17 protein-coding genes are annotated in these 19,089 nt (G+C 62.1%); 10 read left to right on the forward strand and 7 right to left on the reverse strand.

All coding sequences use genetic code 11. The annotated features are described in order from the left end of the window. Positions 1–20: 20 nt before the first annotated feature. From AB1N67_RS08205 to AB1N67_RS08215, 3 genes are all read left to right on the forward strand, one after another. Positions 21–221: a hypothetical protein gene (locus AB1N67_RS08205; RefSeq protein ID WP_043211409.1), complete on the forward strand. Its 201-nt coding sequence runs from the start codon at positions 21–23 to the stop codon at positions 219–221. A gap of 352 nt (positions 222–573) precedes the next feature. Next, positions 574–1,887: a branched-chain amino acid transport system II carrier protein gene (gene brnQ / locus AB1N67_RS08210; RefSeq protein ID WP_043211407.1), complete on the forward strand. Its 1,314-nt coding sequence runs from the start codon at positions 574–576 to the stop codon at positions 1,885–1,887. Positions 1,888–2,082: 195 nt separating this feature from the next. Beyond that, a complete protein-coding gene (locus AB1N67_RS08215; protein WP_043211404.1) occupies positions 2,083–2,832 on the forward strand; it encodes a DUF599 domain-containing protein in 750 nt (249 codons plus the stop codon). Positions 2,833–2,893: 61 nt separating this feature from the next. On the opposite strand, the gene AB1N67_RS08220 is transcribed toward AB1N67_RS08215, so the two are convergent. Then, on the reverse strand, positions 2,894–3,115 hold the full coding sequence (locus tag AB1N67_RS08220; RefSeq protein ID WP_043211402.1) for a hypothetical protein: 222 nt from the start codon (positions 3,113–3,115) through the stop codon (positions 2,894–2,896). Between the two features lie 158 nt (positions 3,116–3,273). On the opposite strand from AB1N67_RS08220, the gene AB1N67_RS08225 reads away from it, so the two are divergent. The 4 genes from AB1N67_RS08225 (at position 3,274) to AB1N67_RS08240 (ending at position 6,989) form a co-directional block, all read left to right on the forward strand. Then, positions 3,274–3,750: a PaaI family thioesterase gene (locus AB1N67_RS08225; protein ID WP_043211400.1), complete on the forward strand. Its 477-nt coding sequence runs from the start codon at positions 3,274–3,276 to the stop codon at positions 3,748–3,750. After that, complete coding sequence (locus AB1N67_RS08230; protein ID WP_090345916.1) at positions 3,747–4,205, forward strand: PaaI family thioesterase; 459 nt, start codon at positions 3,747–3,749, stop codon at positions 4,203–4,205. Before AB1N67_RS08225 ends, AB1N67_RS08230 begins: the two co-directional genes overlap by 4 nt. A 95-nt stretch (positions 4,206–4,300) precedes the next feature. Further along, positions 4,301–6,208: a molecular chaperone HtpG gene (gene htpG, locus AB1N67_RS08235; RefSeq protein ID WP_367863660.1), complete on the forward strand. Its 1,908-nt coding sequence runs from the start codon at positions 4,301–4,303 to the stop codon at positions 6,206–6,208. 55 nt (positions 6,209–6,263) lie between these two features. Next, a complete protein-coding gene (locus tag AB1N67_RS08240; protein WP_367863661.1) occupies positions 6,264–6,989 on the forward strand; it encodes a dienelactone hydrolase family protein in 726 nt (241 codons plus the stop codon). A gap of 122 nt (positions 6,990–7,111) precedes the next feature. Here the strand turns inward: AB1N67_RS08240 and AB1N67_RS08245 are convergent, their stop codons facing one another. Next, positions 7,112–7,975 carry a pirin family protein gene (locus tag AB1N67_RS08245; protein WP_043211393.1) on the reverse strand — a complete coding sequence of 288 codons (864 nt, stop codon included), beginning with the start codon at positions 7,973–7,975 and terminating at the stop codon, positions 7,112–7,114. A gap of 116 nt (positions 7,976–8,091) precedes the next feature. Between AB1N67_RS08245 and AB1N67_RS08250 the strand changes: the two genes are divergently transcribed. Then, complete coding sequence (locus tag AB1N67_RS08250; protein WP_043211390.1) at positions 8,092–9,099, forward strand: amidohydrolase family protein; 1,008 nt, start codon at positions 8,092–8,094, stop codon at positions 9,097–9,099. 109 nt (positions 9,100–9,208) lie between these two features. Further along, the gene (locus AB1N67_RS08255) at positions 9,209–10,834 is read left to right on the forward strand and encodes a methyl-accepting chemotaxis protein (protein WP_182818386.1); all 1,626 of its coding nucleotides are present in this window, start codon (positions 9,209–9,211) and stop codon (positions 10,832–10,834) included. 93 nt (positions 10,835–10,927) lie between these two features. On the opposite strand, the gene fabB is transcribed toward AB1N67_RS08255, so the two are convergent. The 5 genes from fabB to AB1N67_RS08280 all read right to left on the reverse strand — a co-directional run bounded on the left by fabB (position 10,928) and on the right by AB1N67_RS08280 (position 17,924). Further along, on the reverse strand, positions 10,928–12,148 hold the full coding sequence (fabB, locus tag AB1N67_RS08260; protein ID WP_367863662.1) for a beta-ketoacyl-ACP synthase I: 1,221 nt from the start codon (positions 12,146–12,148) through the stop codon (positions 10,928–10,930). 11 nt (positions 12,149–12,159) lie between these two features. Further along, on the reverse strand, positions 12,160–12,675 hold the full coding sequence (gene fabA, locus AB1N67_RS08265; RefSeq protein WP_043211383.1) for a 3-hydroxyacyl-[acyl-carrier-protein] dehydratase FabA: 516 nt from the start codon (positions 12,673–12,675) through the stop codon (positions 12,160–12,162). Between the two features lie 292 nt (positions 12,676–12,967). Then, on the reverse strand, positions 12,968–14,893 hold the full coding sequence (locus tag AB1N67_RS08270) for an ATP-binding protein (protein WP_070574175.1): 1,926 nt from the start codon (positions 14,891–14,893) through the stop codon (positions 12,968–12,970). Further along, positions 14,890–15,780, reverse strand: coding sequence for an ABC transporter substrate-binding protein (locus AB1N67_RS08275; RefSeq protein WP_043211378.1), 891 nt, complete (start codon positions 15,778–15,780; stop codon positions 14,890–14,892). Before AB1N67_RS08275 ends, AB1N67_RS08270 begins: the two co-directional genes overlap by 4 nt. After that, the gene (locus tag AB1N67_RS08280) at positions 15,780–17,924 is read right to left on the reverse strand and encodes a TonB-dependent siderophore receptor (protein ID WP_177343699.1); all 2,145 of its coding nucleotides are present in this window, start codon (positions 17,922–17,924) and stop codon (positions 15,780–15,782) included. The genes AB1N67_RS08275 and AB1N67_RS08280 overlap by 1 nt, the downstream gene beginning before the upstream one ends. A gap of 136 nt (positions 17,925–18,060) precedes the next feature. Here AB1N67_RS08280 and AB1N67_RS08285 point away from each other — a divergent pair, with 136 nt between their 5' ends. Then, positions 18,061–19,086: an NAD(P)H-dependent glycerol-3-phosphate dehydrogenase gene (locus AB1N67_RS08285; protein WP_043211374.1), complete on the forward strand. Its 1,026-nt coding sequence runs from the start codon at positions 18,061–18,063 to the stop codon at positions 19,084–19,086. Positions 19,087–19,089 lie beyond the last annotated feature (3 nt).

A 19,089-nucleotide genomic window follows, 5' to 3' on the forward strand; every position in this document is an offset into this window, starting at 1 on the left:
CGTGAAAAAGGTAGAAAGTCATGCACAAACCTGTTTGGGCGCAAGCCCGTCTATACAGCGCCGGTAGCGAAACCTTGCCGCAGACCGGCGTCGACTCCGAAATTTTTTGTTCCGGTGACGGTGGCTTTTACACCGGGCCACGCTACAACTTTGGCAACATTCACGAAATCAAACGCTTTTGGCAGAGCGTTGGGATAGACGCGGCTGACAAACCGCTTTGAGGAATGACCTGCCGAGGACAAGCCGGCGTTTTCGGCAGGTTTGTGTAACTTGTAAGAAAAATCGATCGATTTGATAGGGATTTTAAGGCAGACGGGTTTGATCCTATCTGCCAGCATTAACCGCGTCACAGAGTCACCCAGACGACAAGAACATACGCACATCGGACAAGCAGGCCTGTGCCAGTGCGTTTACCGGGTAAAACGGTTAACCTACGCGTTCACTCTGTGCCCGTCCCCCAAAAGGGAACGACACGCTAAACGGGTCTGGCCTATCAAGCCGGGCAGCATTTTCCCATACCCCTGGGGAAATCCCTTCTCGAACCCCGATTTCAGCAGTGTGGTACTACCCTAAATGAAAGTGTTGAAAGGCCAGGATATCCTGGCGCTTGGCTTTATGACGTTTGCGCTTTTCGTCGGCGCGGGCAACATCATCTTCCCGCCTATCGTTGGTTTGCAATCCGGTCCACATGTCTGGATGGCAGCCCTTGGCTTCCTCGTCACCGCTGTGGGTCTGCCGGTCATCACCGTGGTTGCCCTGGCCAAGGTCGGCGGCGGCATGGACGCCCTGAGCAGCCCGATCGGCAAGTTCTTCGGCGGCCTGCTGGCGGCCGTGTGCTACCTGTCGGTGGGCCCGTTGTTCGCCACCCCGCGTACAGCTACGGTCTCGTTCGAGGTCGGTGTGGCACCGCTGACGGGTGAGAGCCCGCTGGCGCTGTTCATCTATAGCCTGATCTACTTCATCGTGGTGCTGGCCGTGTCGATGTATCCGGGCAAGCTGCTCGATACCGTCGGCCGGTTCCTGGCCCCGTTGAAGATCATCGCCCTGGCCGTGCTGGGCATCGCTGCCTTCGCGCTGCCGGCCGGCACCATCGGTGAGGCGCAGCCGGCCTACGTGGCCGCGCCGTTCTCCCAGGGCTTCATCAATGGCTATCTGACCATGGACACCCTGGGTGCGCTGGTCTTCGGTATCGTCATCGTCAATGCCATCCGTTCGCGCGGTGTGGAGTCGCCGAAACTGATCACCCGTTACGCCATCATCGCTGGCCTGATCGCTGGTGTGGGCCTGGCGCTCGTGTACATCAGCCTGTTCCGATTGGGTGCCGGCAGCCATGACATCGCCATGGGTGCGACCAACGGCGCTGCGGTCCTGCATGCCTACGTGCAGCACACCTTCGGCTCGCTGGGCAGTGGCTTCCTCGCGGTGCTGATCGCACTGGCATGCCTGGTGACCGCCGTGGGCCTGACCTGCGCCTGTGCCGAGTACTTCAGCCAGATCCTGCCGCTGTCCTACCGTGCACTGGTAGTGATCCTGGCCGGCTTCTCGCTGCTGATCTCCAACCTCGGCCTGACCAAGCTGATCCTGTTCTCGATCCCGGTTCTGACCGCCATCTACCCGCCCTGCATCGTTGTGGTGGGCCTGAGCTTCGTCAAAGAGCTTTGGAACTCGCCGGTGCGCATCCTGGCGCCGGTAATGCTGGTGTCGCTGCTGTTCGGCATGGTCGATGCCATCAAAGGCAGCAACCTGGCGCACATGCTGCCGGACGCCATGGCCCATCTGCCGCTGAGCGATCAGGGCCTGGCCTGGCTGGTGCCGTCGGTCATCACCCTGGGCTTGGCCGTTGCATGCGATCGCATGCTGGGCAAGCCCCGCGAGGCGCTGGCCTGATACGTTGAAGCCAGAGCGCTGGCGCCGGCCACAAGCCAAAGGGCGCCAGCCGATGGTCAAAACGCCAACCCCGTGTCCATTCGGATACGGGGTTTTTTGTTGCTACGTTTTGTTTCCAGAGCGTGTCTTTTCTGGCCGCCGTGCGTCGAAAAGCGGACTTCAATATTCTCAGGACTTGAACGATCAGGAGCCTGCATGAGCTTCATTCAAAGCAATCTGAGCCACTGGGTTGCGGCCTGCTGGTTCGCCCTCTGTTGGGGTGGCTACACCCGTTATGCGATTTGGAAAGGGCGCGACACCGCGTGCCTGGCCAGCGTGCTGCACTTGTACCGGGAGGACTGGATGCGCCGCATGTTGTTGCGTGACAACCGCATCGCCGATGCCAGCGTGATCGGCAATCTGGAGCGCAACGCCTCGTTCTTCGCCTCCAGTACGCTGATCATCCTTGCCGGTATCCTCACCGTGCTCGGGGCATCGGACCGCGCGCTGTCGTTGCTGGCCGACCTGCCTCTGGTGCAGCAGGCGTCCCAAGGCATGTCGGAAATCAAGCTGCTGGGGCTGGCAATGGTGTTCGTCTATGCCTTCTTCACTTTTAGTTGGTGTATGCGCCAGTACAACTTCGCCGCAGTTCTGGTGGGTTCTGCGCCCATGATCGGTGAGCGACAAGTCAGTGAGTTGGAGCGCAAGGCATTTGCATCTAGAGCGGCGCGGGTATTATCACTGGCAGCCAACCAGTTCAACTTCGGGCTGCGTTCGTATTACTTCGGAATGGCCATGCTGACCTGGTTCATCAGCCCTTGGTTGTTCATGGTCACCAGTGTCTGCGTGGTGCTGATTCTCTATCGCCGGGAGTTTCATTCCGATGTGCTCGAGGTAATGGTATTCACGCCCACCGAGCCGGTGGCCGGGGAGGGGCTCAAAGAGCCTGCCAGCCCGGCTAGCTGACCCCTTCCCTGAACGCCAGGCATAAAAAAACCCGACAGTGTCGGGTTTTTTTACGTGCTGCTTACTGCTTGGCCGGCTCTTCGCTTGGAGCGGTTTCCGGAGCAGGAGTGGCTTCCGGAGCTGGGGTAGCAGGGGCGGCTTCTGGAGCCGGGGTAGCTGGGGCAGCTTCAGGGGCGGCTTGCTCGGTCTTGGTTTCCGGAGCCTTGTTTTCGCTCGCCTTGTCGCAAGCGGCCAGGCCCATGGCAGCGGCCAGCATCAGGGCAAAAGCAAAAGGTTTACGCATGGGGTGTCTCTCCTTGGTGGAATAACTTACTTGTTCCATTCGAGCTCAAGTAAGTGGAATAAGTTCCGCGAAGATTACAGATATATATAACGTGGATCCAGATAGACTTTTCCTCGGATTTGTGCAGAGTGAATAGCCTCACAAAAACAGGTTGCCCCATGACAGATACAGACCTGCGGGCCATGGCCGAACGCTTTCTGTCCGCATTGAAACATTGTCAGTTATTGCGGATGCGAGTCCACCACGCCGATGCCGAAGGCATGACACTGGTGCTGCCTTGGTCTGCGGCCATCGTCGGCAATCCGCAGACCGGCGCGGTGCACGGCGGAGCCCTGACCACGCTGATGGACACCACCTGTGGCATGGCCACCTTGTGCGCCCTGCCGCGCTTCGAGGTCTGCCCGACGCTGGACCTTCGCATCGACTACATGCACCCGGCCGAGGCAGGCAAGGATATTCACGGCCATGCGCAGTGCTACCGGGTGACTCGCGACGTGATCTTTACCCGCGGCACTGCCTACCAGGACGATCCGTCACGCCCGATTTGTCATGTGGTCGGCACCTTCATGCGTCTAGGGCAGGAGGTCAAGGGCGGCATCCGCTTCGGCAACAGCCTCAAGGAGGAGAGGTCATGATTCCTGCTGATGTTCGTCTCCAGCTCAACGAAGCCCACGCCGTCGGCAATTACCAGCCTTTGCTGAGGCTGATTCCCTACGCCGGACTCATCGGCATCGAGTGCGAGCGCCAGGGTGATGACTTACTGTTTCGTCTGCCGGCGAACCAGGACAACATTGGCAATCCCTTGCTGCCCGCGATCCATGGCGGGGTGATCGCAGGCTTCATGGAGCTCTCCGCGGCCCTTTACCTACTGATCTACAGTGAGAGCGCCAGCATTCCCAAGATCATCGATTTCTCCATCGATTACCTGCGGGCCGGGCACTATCGCGACACGTTCGCGCGTTGTCAGCTCTGGCGCCAGGGGCGTCGGGTGACCAACGTCGCCATCACCGCCTGGCAGGCCGACCCCGACTCACCGATCGCTACCGCGCGTGCTCATTTCAAGATTGAACCGGAAAAGCCCTTGAAATAGTCAGGCCAGCCCCCATCTGCTGGACATCCGCCGCCAACGCAGCCCTTCGAGGGGCGCCAGGCGGCCACCGCCAACAGATCGGAGTTTTGAAGACCATGAGTGTGGAAACTCAAAAAGAAACCCTGGGCTTCCAGACCGAGGTAAAGCAACTGCTGCACCTCATGATCCATTCCTTGTATTCGAACAAGGAGATCTTCCTGCGTGAGCTGATTTCCAACGCCTCCGACGCCGCCGACAAGCTGCGTTTCGAAGCGCTGGCCAAGCCAGAGCTGCTCGAAGACGACGCCGAGCTGAAGATCCGCGTGAGCTTCGACAAGGACGCCGGCACCGTGACCCTCGAGGACAACGGTATCGGCATGAGCCGTGAAGACGTCATCACGCACCTGGGCACCATCGCCAAGTCCGGCACTGCCGACTTCATGAAGAACTTGACCGGTGACCAGAAGAAGGACTCGCACCTGATCGGCCAGTTCGGCGTCGGCTTCTATTCGGCGTTCATCGTCGCCGACAAGGTCGATGTCTACAGCCGTCGCGCAGGTCTTCCTGCCGCCGAGGGTGTCCACTGGTCGTCCAAGGGTGAAGGCGAGTTCGAAGTCGCCACGCTCGACAAGCCGCAACGCGGTACCCGTATTGTCCTGCACTTGAAGAAGGGCGAAGAAGAGTTCGCCGATGGTTGGCGCCTGCGCAACATCGTCAAGAAATACTCCGACCATATTGCTCTGCCGATCGAACTGCCCAAGCAGCACGTCGAGACCGCCGAAGGCGAAGAAAAGCCTGCCCAGGAATGGGAAACCGTCAACCGCGCAAGCGCCCTGTGGACCCGTCCGCGTACCGAGATCAAGGACGAGGAGTACCAGGAGTTCTACAAGCACATCGGCCATGACTTCGAGAACCCGCTGGCCTGGAGCCACAACAAGGTCGAAGGCAAGCTGGAGTACAACTCGCTGCTGTACGTGCCGGCCCGCGCACCGTTCGACCTGTACCAGCGCGAAGCGCCGCGCGGCCTGAAGCTGTATGTGCAGCGCGTATTCATCATGGACCAGGCCGAGTCGTTCCTGCCGCTTTACCTGCGTTTCATCAAGGGTGTGGTCGATTCCAATGACCTGTCGCTGAACGTCTCGCGCGAAATCCTGCAGAAGGATCCGATCATCGACTCGATGAAGTCGGCGTTGACCAAGCGCGTGCTGGACATGCTGGAGAAACTGGCGAAGAACGAGCCTGAACAGTACAAGAGCTTCTGGAAGAACTTCGGTCAGGTGATGAAGGAAGGCCCGGCCGAAGACTTCGCCAACAAGGAGAAGATTGCCGGCCTGCTGCGCTTTGCCTCGACCGCCGACGAAAGCGGCGAGCAGAGCGTTGCGCTGGCGGACTACCTGGCCCGCGCCAAGGAAGGCCAGGACAAGATCTACTACCTGACCGGCGAGTCCTACGCACAGGTCAAGAACAGTCCGCACTTGGAAGTCTTCCGCAAGAAAGGCATCGAGGTTCTGCTGCTGACTGACCGCATCGACGAGTGGCTGATGAGCTACCTCAATGAGTTCGACGGCAAGGCCTTTGTCGATGTCGCCCGTGGCGACCTGGACTTGGGCAAGCTGGACTCCGAGGAAGACAAGAAGGCCCAGGAAGAAGTCGCCAAGGAGAAGGAAGGCCTGGTCGAGCGCCTGAAGACCGCCCTGGGTGAGAGTGTCGCCGAAGTGCGTGTCTCGCACCGTCTGACCGACTCTCCGGCGATCCTTGCCATCGGCGAGCAGGACCTGGGCCTGCAGATGCGCCAGATCCTCGAGGCCAGTGGTCAGAAGGTGCCGGACTCCAAGCCGATCTTCGAATTCAACCCGAGCCACCCGCTGATCGAGAAGCTGGATAATGAACAGAGCGAGGACCGCTTTGCGGAGCTTTCCCACATCCTGTTCGACCAGGCTGCGCTGGCAGCAGGTGACAGCTTGAAGGATCCGGCGGCGTACGTTCGTCGCCTGAACAAGCTGTTGGTCGAATTGTCTGCTTGAGTTGAAGACAAAGCCCGCTTCGGCGGGCTTTTTTCATGGTGCAAGGAGGAGTTTGATGAGCAAGGTAATCGTCGAATCGCTGGTCTATCACCATGCGGGCAAGGCCTACGAGAGCCGCCTGGTCTATGAGCCGGGCGCGCTGCCCCAGCCGGGCCTGGTGATGGCGCCGAACTGGATGGGCGTCGGCGAAGGCGCCGAACGGATTGCCAAGGAAGTGGCCAGCCAGGGGTATGTGGTGCTGGTCGCTGACCTTTACGGACAATCGGTTCGTCCATCCAATGCCGACGAGGCGGGCGCGGCGATGATGCCGCTCAAGAATGACCGTGGCGAACTGCGCAAGCGCATGCAGGAAGCCTTGGCACAATTGCTCGGGCAGTCCAAGGCATTGCTGGAGCCGGGCAAGGTGGCGACCTTTGGCTTCTGTTTCGGTGGTTGCTGCGCTCTGGAGCTGGCCCGTACCGGCGCCGACCTACGGGCGGCAGTGTCGTTCCACGGGACGCTGGATACGCCGAACCCGGCCGATGCCCAGCGCATCAAAGGCTCTGTGCTGGTGTTGCACGGTGCTTCCGACCCGCTGGTGCCAAAGGAGCAGTTGCCGGAGTTCGAGGAGGAGATGAACGCGGCCAAGGTCGACTGGCAATTGCTCAGTTATGGCGGTGCGGTGCACTCGTTCACCGACCCGTCCGCCAACGTGCCCGGCAAGATGCAATACGACCGCCGTACCAGCGAGCGTGCGTTCCGTGCCATGCACAACCTGCTGGACGAAGTGTTCCAGCGCTGACTGGGCAAGGGCTGCGCGGCAGCCCATCGCAGGCTAAGCCAGCGCCCACGGATCTGCCGCGCTACAACGCCACAAGCCCCTTGGGTCCTTGCGAGGCCTGCGTTGACCACATGGCGGCCCTCTCAACGCGGCAATTCGATCCGCGACGTTTCCCCCGGCACTGTCGGCCAATCCCCCGCAGCCCAGCGCGCCCGGGCCTGTTCGATCAGTTCCGGATCGCTGGCCACGAAGTTCCAGTTCATCCGCCGTGGCCCATCCAGTGGCGCGCCACCGATCAGCACCAGCTGGCACTCGCTTTGTGCATACAGCGTCACCTCTTCGCCTTCGGGCAGTACCAGCAGGTTGCATGGCTCGACCTCGTCCTCGCCCAGCAGCAGCTCGCCATCGAGCAGGTAGAGGGCACGCTCGGCATGTTCGAGGGGCACGTTGAGCGTGGTGGCCGCCTGCATTTGCACCAGGGCATATAGGGTAGGGGAGAGCACCGGCACTGGGGATTCAAGACAAAACCCTTGGCCTGCGATCATGCGGATGCTTACGCCCAGATTGTCGCTGACTGGCAGGCTATCGGCCGGATGATGGCTGTAGCTGGGCGGCCCTTGCTCATTCTCGCGGGGCGAAGCCAGCCATACCTGTAGGCCATGCAGGCGCGAACCCCTGCTCAAGGCATCGGCGGGAGTGCGCTCGACGTGAGCGACGCCGCTACCTGCAGTCATCCAGCTGACATCGCCGGGCAGGACGCGCTGTTCGGAGCCCAGGCTGTCCTTGTGCAGGATTTCGCCTTCGAACAAATACGTCAGGGTCGACAGGCCGATATGCGGGTGTTGGCGGATGTCCATGCCGCTGCCGGGGGCATAGCGTGTATCGAGCATGTGGTCGAAGAACACGAAAGGACCCACGCTGCGACACTGGGCCGATGGCAGTGGGCGCAGGATCGGTTGGCCCTCTACCGATTCGGCGCGCGGATGAATGATCAAGGGGCGGCTCATGACAGGGCTCCAGGCGGGCGACGGATGCCTCAAGCATAGCGGTTCAGCGAAGCGGGCTGAACCGCCTTGCGCAGGCTCGGGTCTACTCTTCTCCAAGCCGCAGAGGAAAGACCACCATGATCGCCAGAGCGCTGGCCTGCCTGCTGTTGTCCACCGTCCTGTGCCTGACGGTGCAGGCGCGGGATTACCGCTACAGTGATGCCCACCTGCATTACGTCGACTTCTTCCAGGAGAGCGAGGGCATGGCTGCGCTGTTCAAGGCCATGGACGAGGCTGGGGTCGAGCAGTCCATGATCGCGGGTATTCCTGTGGCCAAGAAGTGGCATGAAGATGAGCCCAAGCGCCCGCGCTACTACGCCGGTGATGATGCGGACGCCTACTGGTACAGCGCCACCGATGTCTACGTCGCCGCCGCGGTGCAGCAGTTGCCGCCGCAGCAGCGCCGACGTTTGCATCCATTTCTCAGCGGCTTCAATCCGGTGGACAAGAATGCCGTCAGCCACATCGAGCGCATGCTTGAGCTGTACCCAGGGCTTTGGCAGGGCATTGGCGAGGTGTTCACCCGTCATGACGATCTGACTGCGCTCACCAGTGGCGATACGCCCAGGGCCAACAATGAGGCCATGACGCGGATCTATCACTTGGCGGCCGAGCGTGACTTGCCGGTGCTCATCCATTCCAACATCACCTCCAAGCGCGAGCGCAACCCGCTTTACCTGGCGGAGATCGAAGAACCACTGCGTAACCATCCACACACCCGCTTCATCTGGGCCCATGCCGGTACCAGCGCGGAAATCCATCGGCATCAGACACAGATGAACTTCCTCCTGCCGGTGCTCACTCGGCTGCTCGAAGACTACCCGAACCTGTATATCGACCTCTCTTGGAGCATGCGCGAGCCTTACTTGCTGGACGGGCAGGGCAAGCCGCACGAGGCATGGGTCAAGCTGGTCGAGCGGTTCCCGGGGCGTTTCATGCTCGGTTCGGATGTGGTCGGGCGCTTTTCCGGAATCGGCGAGCAGATGCACGGTTTTGATGCCTTCCTCGATGCGCTGCCGGTCGAAGTGGCCAACCGTGTGGCGCACACGAATTTTCTGTCAGTGCTACCGGGTGCACCAAAATAATGCGTGCCGCTTGATTCTGGCCCTTTGATATTGCCTTTTCGTCTTAAGCAAATTCGGCCCCTCCCCGATAGTGTCTATAACAACGACAACGTGGCAGAGGGAGCTGTACATGAGTCTGAGACGTTTGAATATCGCCCCCCGTGCGGGGCTTGGCTTTGGCCTGATGGCCTTGCTGGTCGCCCTGCTCGGGGGCTTTTCTCTCCAACAGATGACACAGATGCGCCAGCAAGCCGAGCAGGTGGACGACAACTGGTTGCCCAGTGTCATTTCGGTCGGGCGCATGACTCAGGACATGTTGCGAATCCGCGCCCTGACCTTGCGCCTGCTGATCGACCCGGCGCCGGCGGCACAACAGCAGAACCGTGCGCGTATCGAAGAACTCAAAGCCGGCTTGAACGAAGTCCAGCAGCGTTATAAGGCGCTGATCGTGTTGCCGGAAGAGCACACGCTGCTCACTCGCTACCAAGGGCTTGAACGCCAATACCTGGACCTGCAGGGCCAGGTAATGCAACTGGCGGGCGAAGGGCGCACCGATGCGGCCGCGACCTTGGTCAACGGCGAGATGAACCAGTTCGCTGACCAGATGACCGCGACCCTCAACGAACTGATCGAGCTGAACATCCACCATGCCGATCGCGCCACGGATCTTGCCGAGGCGGTCTACGCAGGGGCCAAGGTCTGGGTGTGGGGATTGTTACTGGTGGCGGTGACCATGACCGTGGTCCTGGCGCTGGCCCTGACACGCAGTATCGTGCGGCCGCTGGGGCAGTCGTTACAGGTGGCTGAGACGGTCGCCAAGGGCGACCTGACGCCGCAGATCACTGTGCAGGGCGAGGACGAGCCTGCGCGCTTGCAGGCGGCGCTCAAGGTCATGCAGCAGAGCCTGCGTGACACCATCGGACGAATTTCCGATTCGGCGGGACAGTTAGCTTCAGCTTCCGAGCAGCTCAGTGCGGTTACCGAGGACGCTACCCGAGGGTTGCAGCAACAGAGCCAGGAAATCGAACAGGCGGCGACGGCCGTCAACCAGATGACCTCGGCAGTGGAGGAGGTGGCGAGCAATGCGGTAGCGACGTCAGAGGCCTCCCGCGAGTCCGACCGTATCGCCCGCCAGGGGCGTGAACAGGTGCAGGCGACCGTGCATGCCATCGAGTCCCTGGCGGCGGGCGTGGCCGACAATGCCGATGAGGTCGGGCAACTGGCCCAGCAGGTTCAGGACATCAGCAAGGTGCTGGATGTGATAGGTGCTATTGCTGAACAGACCAACCTATTGGCGCTCAATGCCGCTATCGAGGCGGCGCGGGCGGGAGAGGCGGGGCGTGGCTTTGCGGTGGTGGCTGATGAGGTAAGGGCGTTGGCCCACCGCACACAGACGTCTACCCGCGAGATCGAGCAGATGATCGTTGCCATCCAGGCCGGCACCGAACGTGCCGTGCACGGCATGCAACAAAGCAATGAGCGGGCGCGTTCGACCCTTGAGGGTGCCCATGCCGCGGGCGAGGCGTTGGAGGCGATCACGGCGGCCATAGCGCGGATCAACGAACGCAACCTGGTGATCGCCAGTGCATCGGAAGAGCAGGCTCAGGTGGCCCGAGAAGTGGATCGCAACCTGACCACCATCCGCGACCTGGCGCACCAGTCCTCGGCGGGGGCCGAGCAGACCTCGGCGGCGAGCCAGGCCTTGTCGCAGCTGGCGGTGGATCTGAACGCACTGGTGCACAGGTTTTCGGTGTAGCCCAGCAAGGGCAAGGCCCTCGCTCTGTTCTTGCAGCCAAACGAAAACGCCCCGAACCAGTCGGGGCGTTTTCGTTGCAGCGAGGTCAGGCTGTTACTTGCCAGTCCAGCGCTTGAGCACCAGGGTGGCATTGGTGCCACCGAAGCCGAAGCTGTTGCTCATGACCGTGTCGATCTTGGCGTTTTGTTCGGTCTGGCGCAGGATCGGCAGGTCGGCGACCTCCGGGTCCAGCTCGTCGATATTGGCGGAGCCGGCGATGAAGTTGTTTTCCATCATCAGCAGGCAGTAGATCGCCTCGTGTACGCCTGCGGCACCCAGGGAGTGGCCGGACAGGCTCTTGGTCGAGCTGATCTTCGGAGCCTTGTCGCCGAACACTTCACGTACACCTTTGATCTCGGCGACGTCACCGACCGGAGTCGAGGTGCCGTGGGTGTTGAGGTAGTCGATCGGGGTGTCGACGGTGGCCAGCGCCTGCTGCATGCAGCGGATCGCGCCTTCGCCGCTCGGGGCAACCATGTCGTAGCCGTCGGAAGTTGCGCCGTAGCCGACGATTTCGGCATAGATCTTGGCGCCACGGGCCAGGGCGTGTTCCAGCTCCTCGACCACGACCATGCCGCCACCACCGGCGATGACGAAGCCATCGCGGTCAGCGTCATAGGCGCGCGAGGCCAGTTCAGGGGTTTCGTTGCGCTTGGTCGACAGGGCGCCCATGGCATCGAACAGGAACGACTGGCTCCAGTGCTCTTCTTCACCGCCGCCGGCGAAGACGATGTCCTGCTTGCCCCACTGGATCTGCTCCAGGGCGGTGCCGATGCAGTGTGCGGAGGTGGCGCATGCCGACGAGATCGAGTAGTTGATGCCCTTGATCTTGAACGGGGTGGCCAGGCACGCCGATACCGTGCTGCCCATGGTGCGGGTGACGCGGTACGGGCCGACGCGCTTGACGCCTTTCTCGCGCAGGGTATCCAGGGCTTCCATCTGGTTCAGGGTGGAGGCGCCGCCGGAACCTGCAACCAGGCCGGTACGCGGGTTGGAGACTTGCTCCTCGGTCAGACCGGCGTCCTTGATCGCGTCCTGCATGGCCAGGTAGGCGTAGGCAGCGGCATGGCCGACGAAGCGGTAGACCTTGCGGTCGATCAGCTCTTCGAGGTTGAGGTCGATGGAACCGGAAACCTGGCTACGCAGCCCCATTTCCTTGTATTCCGGGTTGTAACGGATACCCGGACGGCTGTTGCGCAGGTTTTCGGTGACGGTAGCTTTGTCATTGCCCAGGCACGATACGATGCCCAGACCAGTGATAACGACGCGGCGCATGCGAATAACCCTTAGAAATTGTCAGTGGAGGTGAACACGCCGACCCGCAGGCCTTCGGCGGTGTAGATCTCGCGGCCGTCGACGCTGACCGAGCCATCGGCGATGGCCATGTTCAGCTTGCCCTTCAGGACGCGCTTGATATGAATGTTGTAGGTGACTTTCTGGGCCGAAGGCAGTACCTGGCCGAAGAATTTCACTTCGCCCGAGCCCAAGGCGCGGCCGCGGCCTGGCAGACCCTGCCAGCCAAGGAAGAAACCGACCAGTTGCCACATGGCATCCAGGCCCAGGCAGCCTGGCATGACGGGGTCGCCCTCGAAGTGGCAGGCGAAGAACCACAGGTCCGGATTGATATCCAGCTCGGCGACCAATTCACCTTTGCCGTACTTGCCGCCTTCGGCGCTGATATGGGTGATGCGATCGACCATCAGCATGTTCGGGGCGGGCAGTTGCGCATTACCTGGGCCGAACAGCTCACCGCGACTGCAGCGCAGCAAATCTTCCCGAGTAAAGGCGTTTTGTTTGGTCATGCGAGCTCCTCAATAATCCCCGTGCGGCTGGGGCTGAATCTTCCCGGCCGGCTCGGCGGTTGAGTCCGAGACGGCAGCCTACAGGTAGACTATTGCGTTGTGGTGAAAGTCACAGCGCACCTGGCAAAGAAGTACAGGTGTGCACTGAAACGCTTATTTTCAGGGCCTATGCAGGTCCTGTCTAGTGGCCACGGCGGTTAATTCGGTTGCTTTGCGTCGTCGGGCGACCCGTCACCGACACCGGACAAGCCGCGTTCTGGCCTCTATCTCCCTAGACTGCCGCATTTCGGCGTTAATCGCCAGTCGCGGCTGTCCGTCCGGATAACCAGCGTTGCAGCACCTGCTGCAGTTCCGTTCGTTTGAAAGGCTTGCTCAGGTAGTCGTTCATCCCCGCTGCCAGGCATCGCTCGCGATCGCCCTGCAGCGCGTTGGCCGTGAGGGCGATGATCGGCACCTGCGCGCCGTTGGGCAGCAGGCGGATACGCCGAGTGGCCTCGTAGCCGTCCACAACGGGCAGGCGGCAGTCCATCAGCACGGCGGCGAAGCGTTGTTCAAGCACCTGCTCGACGGCCTGAAGACCATCGAGGGCGGTGACGACATCGAAGCCCAGGCTGCGCAGCATGGCCTCGATGACGCTCTGGTTGACCGGGTTGTCTTCTACCAGCAGGATCTGCCCGCCTTCCCAGGCCGCTTGGCCTTCGACGTCCTGGGCCGGCAGCAAGGTCGCCGTGGCGCTGGCCAGGGCCAAAGGCATTTCCAGGGTGAAGGTCGAGCCCAGCCCTTCGCGGCTTTCGCCGCGCAACTGCCCGCCCATGCGCTCGGCGAGGGTCCGTGCGATCGCCAGGCCAAGGCCTGTGCCGCCATAGCGACGGGAAATCGAGCTGTCGGCCTGCTGGAAGGCCACGAACATCATCTCCAGGCGGTCGCTGTCGATGCCGATGCCGGTGTCACGCACCGCGCAGGTGAACCACACCTGTTGGGCATCCAGGGCCCGCCAGCGGGCCTCCACTTCCACTTGGCCGTGTTCGGTAAATTTCAAGGCGTTGCCGATCAGGTTCAGCAAGATCTGGCGGATCCGTGTCGGATCGCCTGTGACCTGCAACTGGTCGATGCCTTGGGGGAGCTGCAAATGCAGGCCCAGCCCGCGCTGCTGGGCGCTGTGCTGGAACGACTGAACGCTGCTGCTGATCAGCTCGCCCAGGTTGAAGGCGATGTGTTCGAGTTCCAGCGTGGTGCGCTCGATCCGCGAGAAGTCGAGGATGTCGTTGATCACCTTGAGCAGATGCCCGGTGGATTCGCTGGCCACGGCGGTGTAGTCAGCCTGCTCGCTGGTCAGCGGGGTGGTCTCGAGCAGTTGCAGCATGCCCAGGACACCGTTCATGGGGGTGCGCAGTTCATGGCTCATCATCGCCAGGAACTCCGATTTGGTCCGGTTGGCTTGCTCGGCCTCCTCACGCGCCTGAATCATCTGCGCCATGGCCTGCTTCTGCTCGGTGCTGGCTTTCTCCAAGGCACTGGCCAGGTTGTTGATGTGTCGGGCCAGGTGCCCCAGCTCGCTGTCGTCGACTTCCGGCACCTGGGTCTTGAATTCGCCCTTCTGGATGGCCTTGACCGCATGCCCCATGTCGCTGATCGGCTTGGCCAGGCTCATGGCCAGGCGGCGGGCGAGCAGAAAGGTGAACAGCAAGGCGAACAGGGCCAGGATGCCGGCCTTTATCACGATTTCCTGCTGGCGCTGGCTGAAGGCATCGTCGGACATGCCCACGATCACCCGCCCCAGATAGTCATCGCCAATGCTGGGAGCAGGCGCGTTGCCCTGTTGCAAGAAGTCGTTGTCCAGGCGGATCTGCTGCAGGCGGATCGGCGCCTGGAACACTTCCACGCGCTGGGCACGGTTGACGTTCTCGCCGTTCTGCTCGACGTACACCAGGATGTGGTTGCGGCTGTCCTGCACCTCGAGAAAGCGTACGTGCGGAATGCTCAGGGTCGCGCGCATGAGGCTTTCGAGTACCTCATTGTTGCCGGAAATCACGCCATATTCGGAGGCGGGAGCCAACTGGTTGGCGATCAGTTGCCCGGTATGGTTGAGCTCCTGTCGCAGGTCCTGCAGACGCACGAAGGTGAAGAAGCTGATCAGCAGCAGGGTCAGCAACAGGGCGGGGCCCAGGCTGATGATCTGGGTGCGGGTGTGGATGTCCCAGCTCAGGCGGTTGCTCATGGGGTGGGCTCTCCTTCGGCCAGGACCACGGCGGCGGCCTTGGGGTCGATCGGCTCCAGCCCCAGGGCGCGAGCCACTTGCTGGTTGCCGCTGACCCCATAGTGCGTGGGGTAGTGGCTGCGCGGCCAACTGGCGGGCGAGCGGTCGAGCAATTGGTCGAGCACCGCTAGCCAGTCGTCCTGGTCGCTGAAGGTGCTGGCCAGCGCCCCGGCGCGGACAAAACCTGCGTTGGGACCGATCAGCGCCATCTGCCGGCCATAGCTGCTGAGCAGGACGTTCTTGGCGGTCTTGGAGTTGTACAGGTCGGGGTCGTCGATCCCCAGCAGGACATCGCTGTTGCTCAGCAGGTGTTGCAGCGGGCGGCTGTCGCGCGGGTCCGGCCAGTCCTGTGCGACGATCTCAAGGCCCAGCGGGCGGGCGGCCAGGCGCAGTTCGTCAAGCATGAAGCGGCTATGTTCGCCGTACAGCACACCGATTCGTCGCGCCTGTGGCAACAAGTAGCGCGTCAGGCGCAATTGCCGACCAGGCGGTGGATCGCTCCACAACAGGCACAGGTAGGCGGGACGCGACTTTCCCAGGCGTTGTTCCGCCTGTACCCGGCTGACCCGCAAGGCCAGCGCCGGAGGGCCAGCGGCCTCGCCCAGGCGCCATTCGAATGCTGCGCTGTCGAGCAGCACCAGGCGCACATCAGCCTTCAACTGCCCTGGCTTGGGCAGGGCGTCGACGGTCTTGAAATGCACCTGGTCGTTGGGACGGCGCGCTTCCAGGGCGGAGACGAAGCTGCGTACGCCTGGTTGGTCGCTGGCGCCTACCAACAGAATCTCGCTGGCTGATACCGCGCCCAAAGGCCACAGGCAGAACAGCAACAGGCGCAGCAACAAGGCCATCAGAACTCCAGCTCCGCGCTCACGCTCAAGCGGTGACGGCTGTCGTAGCGGTTCTGCGGCACGGTGACCGGCTCGTCATCCAGGCGCTGCTGCCAGAGCGCAGCCAGCTCAAGATTGCTGCCCTGGATGCGAAAGCGTTTGGCCACGCGCAGGTCGAGGCGTTCGTAGCGGTACTGGTTGAGCGCGTCGTCACCGTAGTAGAACAGGGCGCTGGACCAGCCCTGGCCCCATTCGCGCATCCAGCCGGCCGAGCCACTGTTGCGTGCGCTCAGGCGTCGGTCGCTGGGGTTGCTGGCCCAGGCATCGACGTAGGCGTAGGTCAGGCGCAGTCGGTCACGCAGGGTAGGGCGCCAGTCCAGCTGCGCTTCGCTGCCGCTGAAGCGGGCCTTGTTGGCGTTGCTGGCGATGTACTGGTTGTTGCGCAACGGCTCGCTGATCATTCCGGTGATCTCGTCATAGAACAACTTCACATCCATGTTCAAATCGATGTCGCTGAAATTGCCGTTGTAGCCCAGCTCCCGCGAGCGCATGCGCTCTTGTTCGAGGTCGCCAGGGCCGCGGGTCTTGACGAAGTATTCGCCGTGCTGCAACCCATACACGTTGGGGGTCAGGTTGTTGACCGTGTAGCTCCAGTTGACGTTGTTCTCGAACATGTCCGGCGAGCGCACCGCCTCGGAGTACACCGCGCGCAAACCGTGACGCGGGGTGATCAGGTAGTTGACCGCCATGCGCGGGGTGAGCGAGCTGCCCGACAGGCGCGAGTCCTCGAACATCGCGCCACCCTGGAGAATCCAGTGCTCGTCGGCGCGCCACTCCAGTTGACCGAACAGGCGCCAGGTCTGGTCGTCCAGGCTGCCGTTGAAGTAGGTCTGCGAGTCGGCGCGATCATAACGGTAGTTCATTCCGCTGAGCAGACGCAGGTTGTCGGTCAGGCTCAGGGTGTCCTGGACCTCGAGATCGAAGCGGGTTTCCCGAGTGCTTTGGTCCACATCGCCGCAAACCACTTCACGACCACCATTGGCCCATTGGCTGGCGATCTGATCGCGCAGGGCGTTCTGCACGGGGTCGCTGCTGGGAGGCGGGTTGTTGGCGTTGCGTGCCACTTGCTCGGCATAGTCCGGGTTGATCTGCCAGAGCCGCGTCAGCTCCGGGCTGAAGGCGATGGCCGCATCGCAGGCCAGCCAGACCTGTTGCCGGTCGAAGTGCTGGGCCGAGCCCTGGACATACAGGCTGTGTTCGGGATTGAAATCGATGTTCCAGCGCATCGAGCCCGCATAGTCCTTGGCATTGACGTCGGCGTTGTCGCCTCGGGCGGTCACGAAGGGAAACACCGGCTGATAGGTATAGGGCCGCTGATTGCTCCCTTCCTTGGCCGCCAGTTGCCATTCAAGGGTCTGGTTGACCGCCAGGTTGTGGCTGGCGCTGAGGTTGAAGCGGTTGAGGCGGCGGCTGTCGCGGTAGTCGTTGCCGAACTGGTCCTCGTCGAAGCCATCATCCTGCATGCCGGACAGCGACAGGCGCATGTCGCCGCCTTCCCAGCCGAAGCCCTGGCTGGCGTAGTAATCGTTGATGCCGTCCTGGCCGCGGGTCACCTTCACGCGGGTGCCATGGCTGTCGGCGGGGTTGCGGGTGAGGATGTTGACCACGGCCATCAAGGCGTTGGCCCCGTAACTCACGGTGTTGGGGCCGCGGAATACCTCGATCCGGTCGATGTCCTCGATGGCCAGCGGGATGTCGCTCCAGTCCACCGTGGCAAGGCCTGCGCGATACACCGAGCGGCCATCGATCAGCACTTGCATGCGCCGCGCGTCGTTGACGTTGCTGCCATGGTAGTTGACGGTCGGCTGGTTGCCGGCGACGTAGCCCACCATCATGCCGGGTACCAGGCGCATCAGCTCGGGAATGTCGCGTGCGCCGCTGGCGCGGATCAGTTCGCTGTCGAGCACCGTCATGCTGCCAGGTACGGCGGCCGGGGATTGTTTCAGGCGTGTCGCGGTCAGAACCTGCGGCAGGTCCTGGTTGTCGAGGAACATGTCATCGGCCAGGGCCGGGCCGCCCAAGAGGGCAGTCAGCAACAGCAGGCGAGGGTAAGGTGGCGTGCCAGGGAACACGGTACGGCCTTGTTTCAGAGATGAAACAGGCATGTTAACTGACCGCTTGGGTTTTGCCAGTGCGATTTGATATCCATACGCAGGGCTGGCACTGCCACTGGCTCTGTCGCATGCGCGCCGTATAATGCCCCGGTCGCCAACTTAACTTATTGGCTTTAACGGATTGGATATGACTGAACAGCAACCTGTTGCAGTTCTTGGGGGCGGCAGCTTCGGCACCGCCGTGGCGAACTTGCTGGCCGAAAACGGCGTGCCGGTCCGGCAATGGATGCGTGACCCCGAGCAGGCCGAGGCCATGCGCGTCAATCGCGAGAATCCTCGCTACCTCAAAGGCATTCGCCTGCAGGACGGGGTGGAACCTGTCAACGACCTGCTGGCCACGTTGCAGGCCTGCGACCTGATCTTCGTCGCGCTACCTTCCAGCGCCTTGCGCAGCGTGCTGGCGCCCCATGCCGAACTGTTGCGCGGCAAGGGTCTGGTCAGCCTGACCAAGGGCATCGAGGCGCAAAGTTTCAAGCTGATGAGCCAGATCCTCGAAGAGATCGCGCCCGAGGCCCGCATCGGCGTGCTGTCGGGGCCGAACCTGGCCCGCGAGATCGCCGAACACGCCCTGACCGCCACCGTGGTCGCCAGTGAGGACGAAGCCCTCTGCCAACGTGTGCAGGCGGTGTTGCATGGCCGCACCTTCCGCGTCTACGCCAGCGCCGACCGCTTCGGCGTCGAACTCGGCGGCGCGTTGAAGAACGTCTACGCCATCATTGCCGGCATGGCCGTCGCCCTGGGCATGGGCGAGAACACCAAGAGCATGCTGATCACCCGCGCGCTGGCCGAGATGACCCGCTTCGCCGTGAGCCAGGGCGCCAACCCCATGACTTTCCTGGGCCTGGCCGGGGTTGGCGACTTGATCGTCACCTGCTCCTCGCCCAAGAGCCGCAACTATCAGGTCGGCCATGCCCTGGGCCAGGGTCTGAGCCTGGAGCAGGCGGTGAGTCGCCTGGGCGAGGTGGCCGAAGGGGTCAACACCCTCAAGGTACTCAAGGCCAAGGCCCAGGAGGTACAGGTGTACATGCCGCTGGTGGCTGGCCTGCACGCGATCCTCTTCGAGGGGCGTACGCTGAACCAGGTGATCGAGCACCTGATGCGCGCCGAGCCCAAGACCGACGTCGATTTCATTTCCATCAGCGGTTTCAATTGATCC

It is taken from the genome of Pseudomonas guariconensis (assembly GCF_040822035.1).
Classification (GTDB): domain Bacteria; phylum Pseudomonadota; class Gammaproteobacteria; order Pseudomonadales; family Pseudomonadaceae; genus Aquipseudomonas; species Aquipseudomonas guariconensis.

Coding starts and splice junctions, on each gene's coding strand:
- htpG (WP_367863660.1), top strand. CDS start 4,301: ATGAGTGTGGAAACTCAAAAAGAAACCCTGGGCTTCCAGACCGAGGTA.
- brnQ (WP_043211407.1), top strand. CDS start 574: ATGAAAGTGTTGAAAGGCCAGGATATCCTGGCGCTTGGCTTTATGACG.
- AB1N67_RS08280 (WP_177343699.1), bottom strand. CDS start 17,924: ATGCCTGTTTCATCTCTGAAACAAGGCCGTACCGTGTTCCCTGGCACG.
- AB1N67_RS08220 (WP_043211402.1), bottom strand. CDS start 3,115: ATGCGTAAACCTTTTGCTTTTGCCCTGATGCTGGCCGCTGCCATGGGC.
- AB1N67_RS08225 (WP_043211400.1), top strand. CDS start 3,274: ATGACAGATACAGACCTGCGGGCCATGGCCGAACGCTTTCTGTCCGCA.
- fabB (WP_367863662.1), bottom strand. CDS start 12,148: ATGCGCCGCGTCGTTATCACTGGTCTGGGCATCGTATCGTGCCTGGGC.
- AB1N67_RS08245 (WP_043211393.1), bottom strand. CDS start 7,975: ATGAGCCGCCCCTTGATCATTCATCCGCGCGCCGAATCGGTAGAGGGC.
- AB1N67_RS08215 (WP_043211404.1), top strand. CDS start 2,083: ATGAGCTTCATTCAAAGCAATCTGAGCCACTGGGTTGCGGCCTGCTGG.
- AB1N67_RS08240 (WP_367863661.1), top strand. CDS start 6,264: ATGAGCAAGGTAATCGTCGAATCGCTGGTCTATCACCATGCGGGCAAG.
- AB1N67_RS08255 (WP_182818386.1), top strand. CDS start 9,209: ATGAGTCTGAGACGTTTGAATATCGCCCCCCGTGCGGGGCTTGGCTTT.
- AB1N67_RS08230 (WP_090345916.1), top strand. CDS start 3,747: ATGATTCCTGCTGATGTTCGTCTCCAGCTCAACGAAGCCCACGCCGTC.
- AB1N67_RS08270 (WP_070574175.1), bottom strand. CDS start 14,893: ATGAGCAACCGCCTGAGCTGGGACATCCACACCCGCACCCAGATCATC.
- AB1N67_RS08250 (WP_043211390.1), top strand. CDS start 8,092: ATGATCGCCAGAGCGCTGGCCTGCCTGCTGTTGTCCACCGTCCTGTGC.
- AB1N67_RS08285 (WP_043211374.1), top strand. CDS start 18,061: ATGACTGAACAGCAACCTGTTGCAGTTCTTGGGGGCGGCAGCTTCGGC.
- AB1N67_RS08205 (WP_043211409.1), top strand. CDS start 21: ATGCACAAACCTGTTTGGGCGCAAGCCCGTCTATACAGCGCCGGTAGC.
- AB1N67_RS08275 (WP_043211378.1), bottom strand. CDS start 15,780: ATGGCCTTGTTGCTGCGCCTGTTGCTGTTCTGCCTGTGGCCTTTGGGC.
- fabA (WP_043211383.1), bottom strand. CDS start 12,675: ATGACCAAACAAAACGCCTTTACTCGGGAAGATTTGCTGCGCTGCAGT.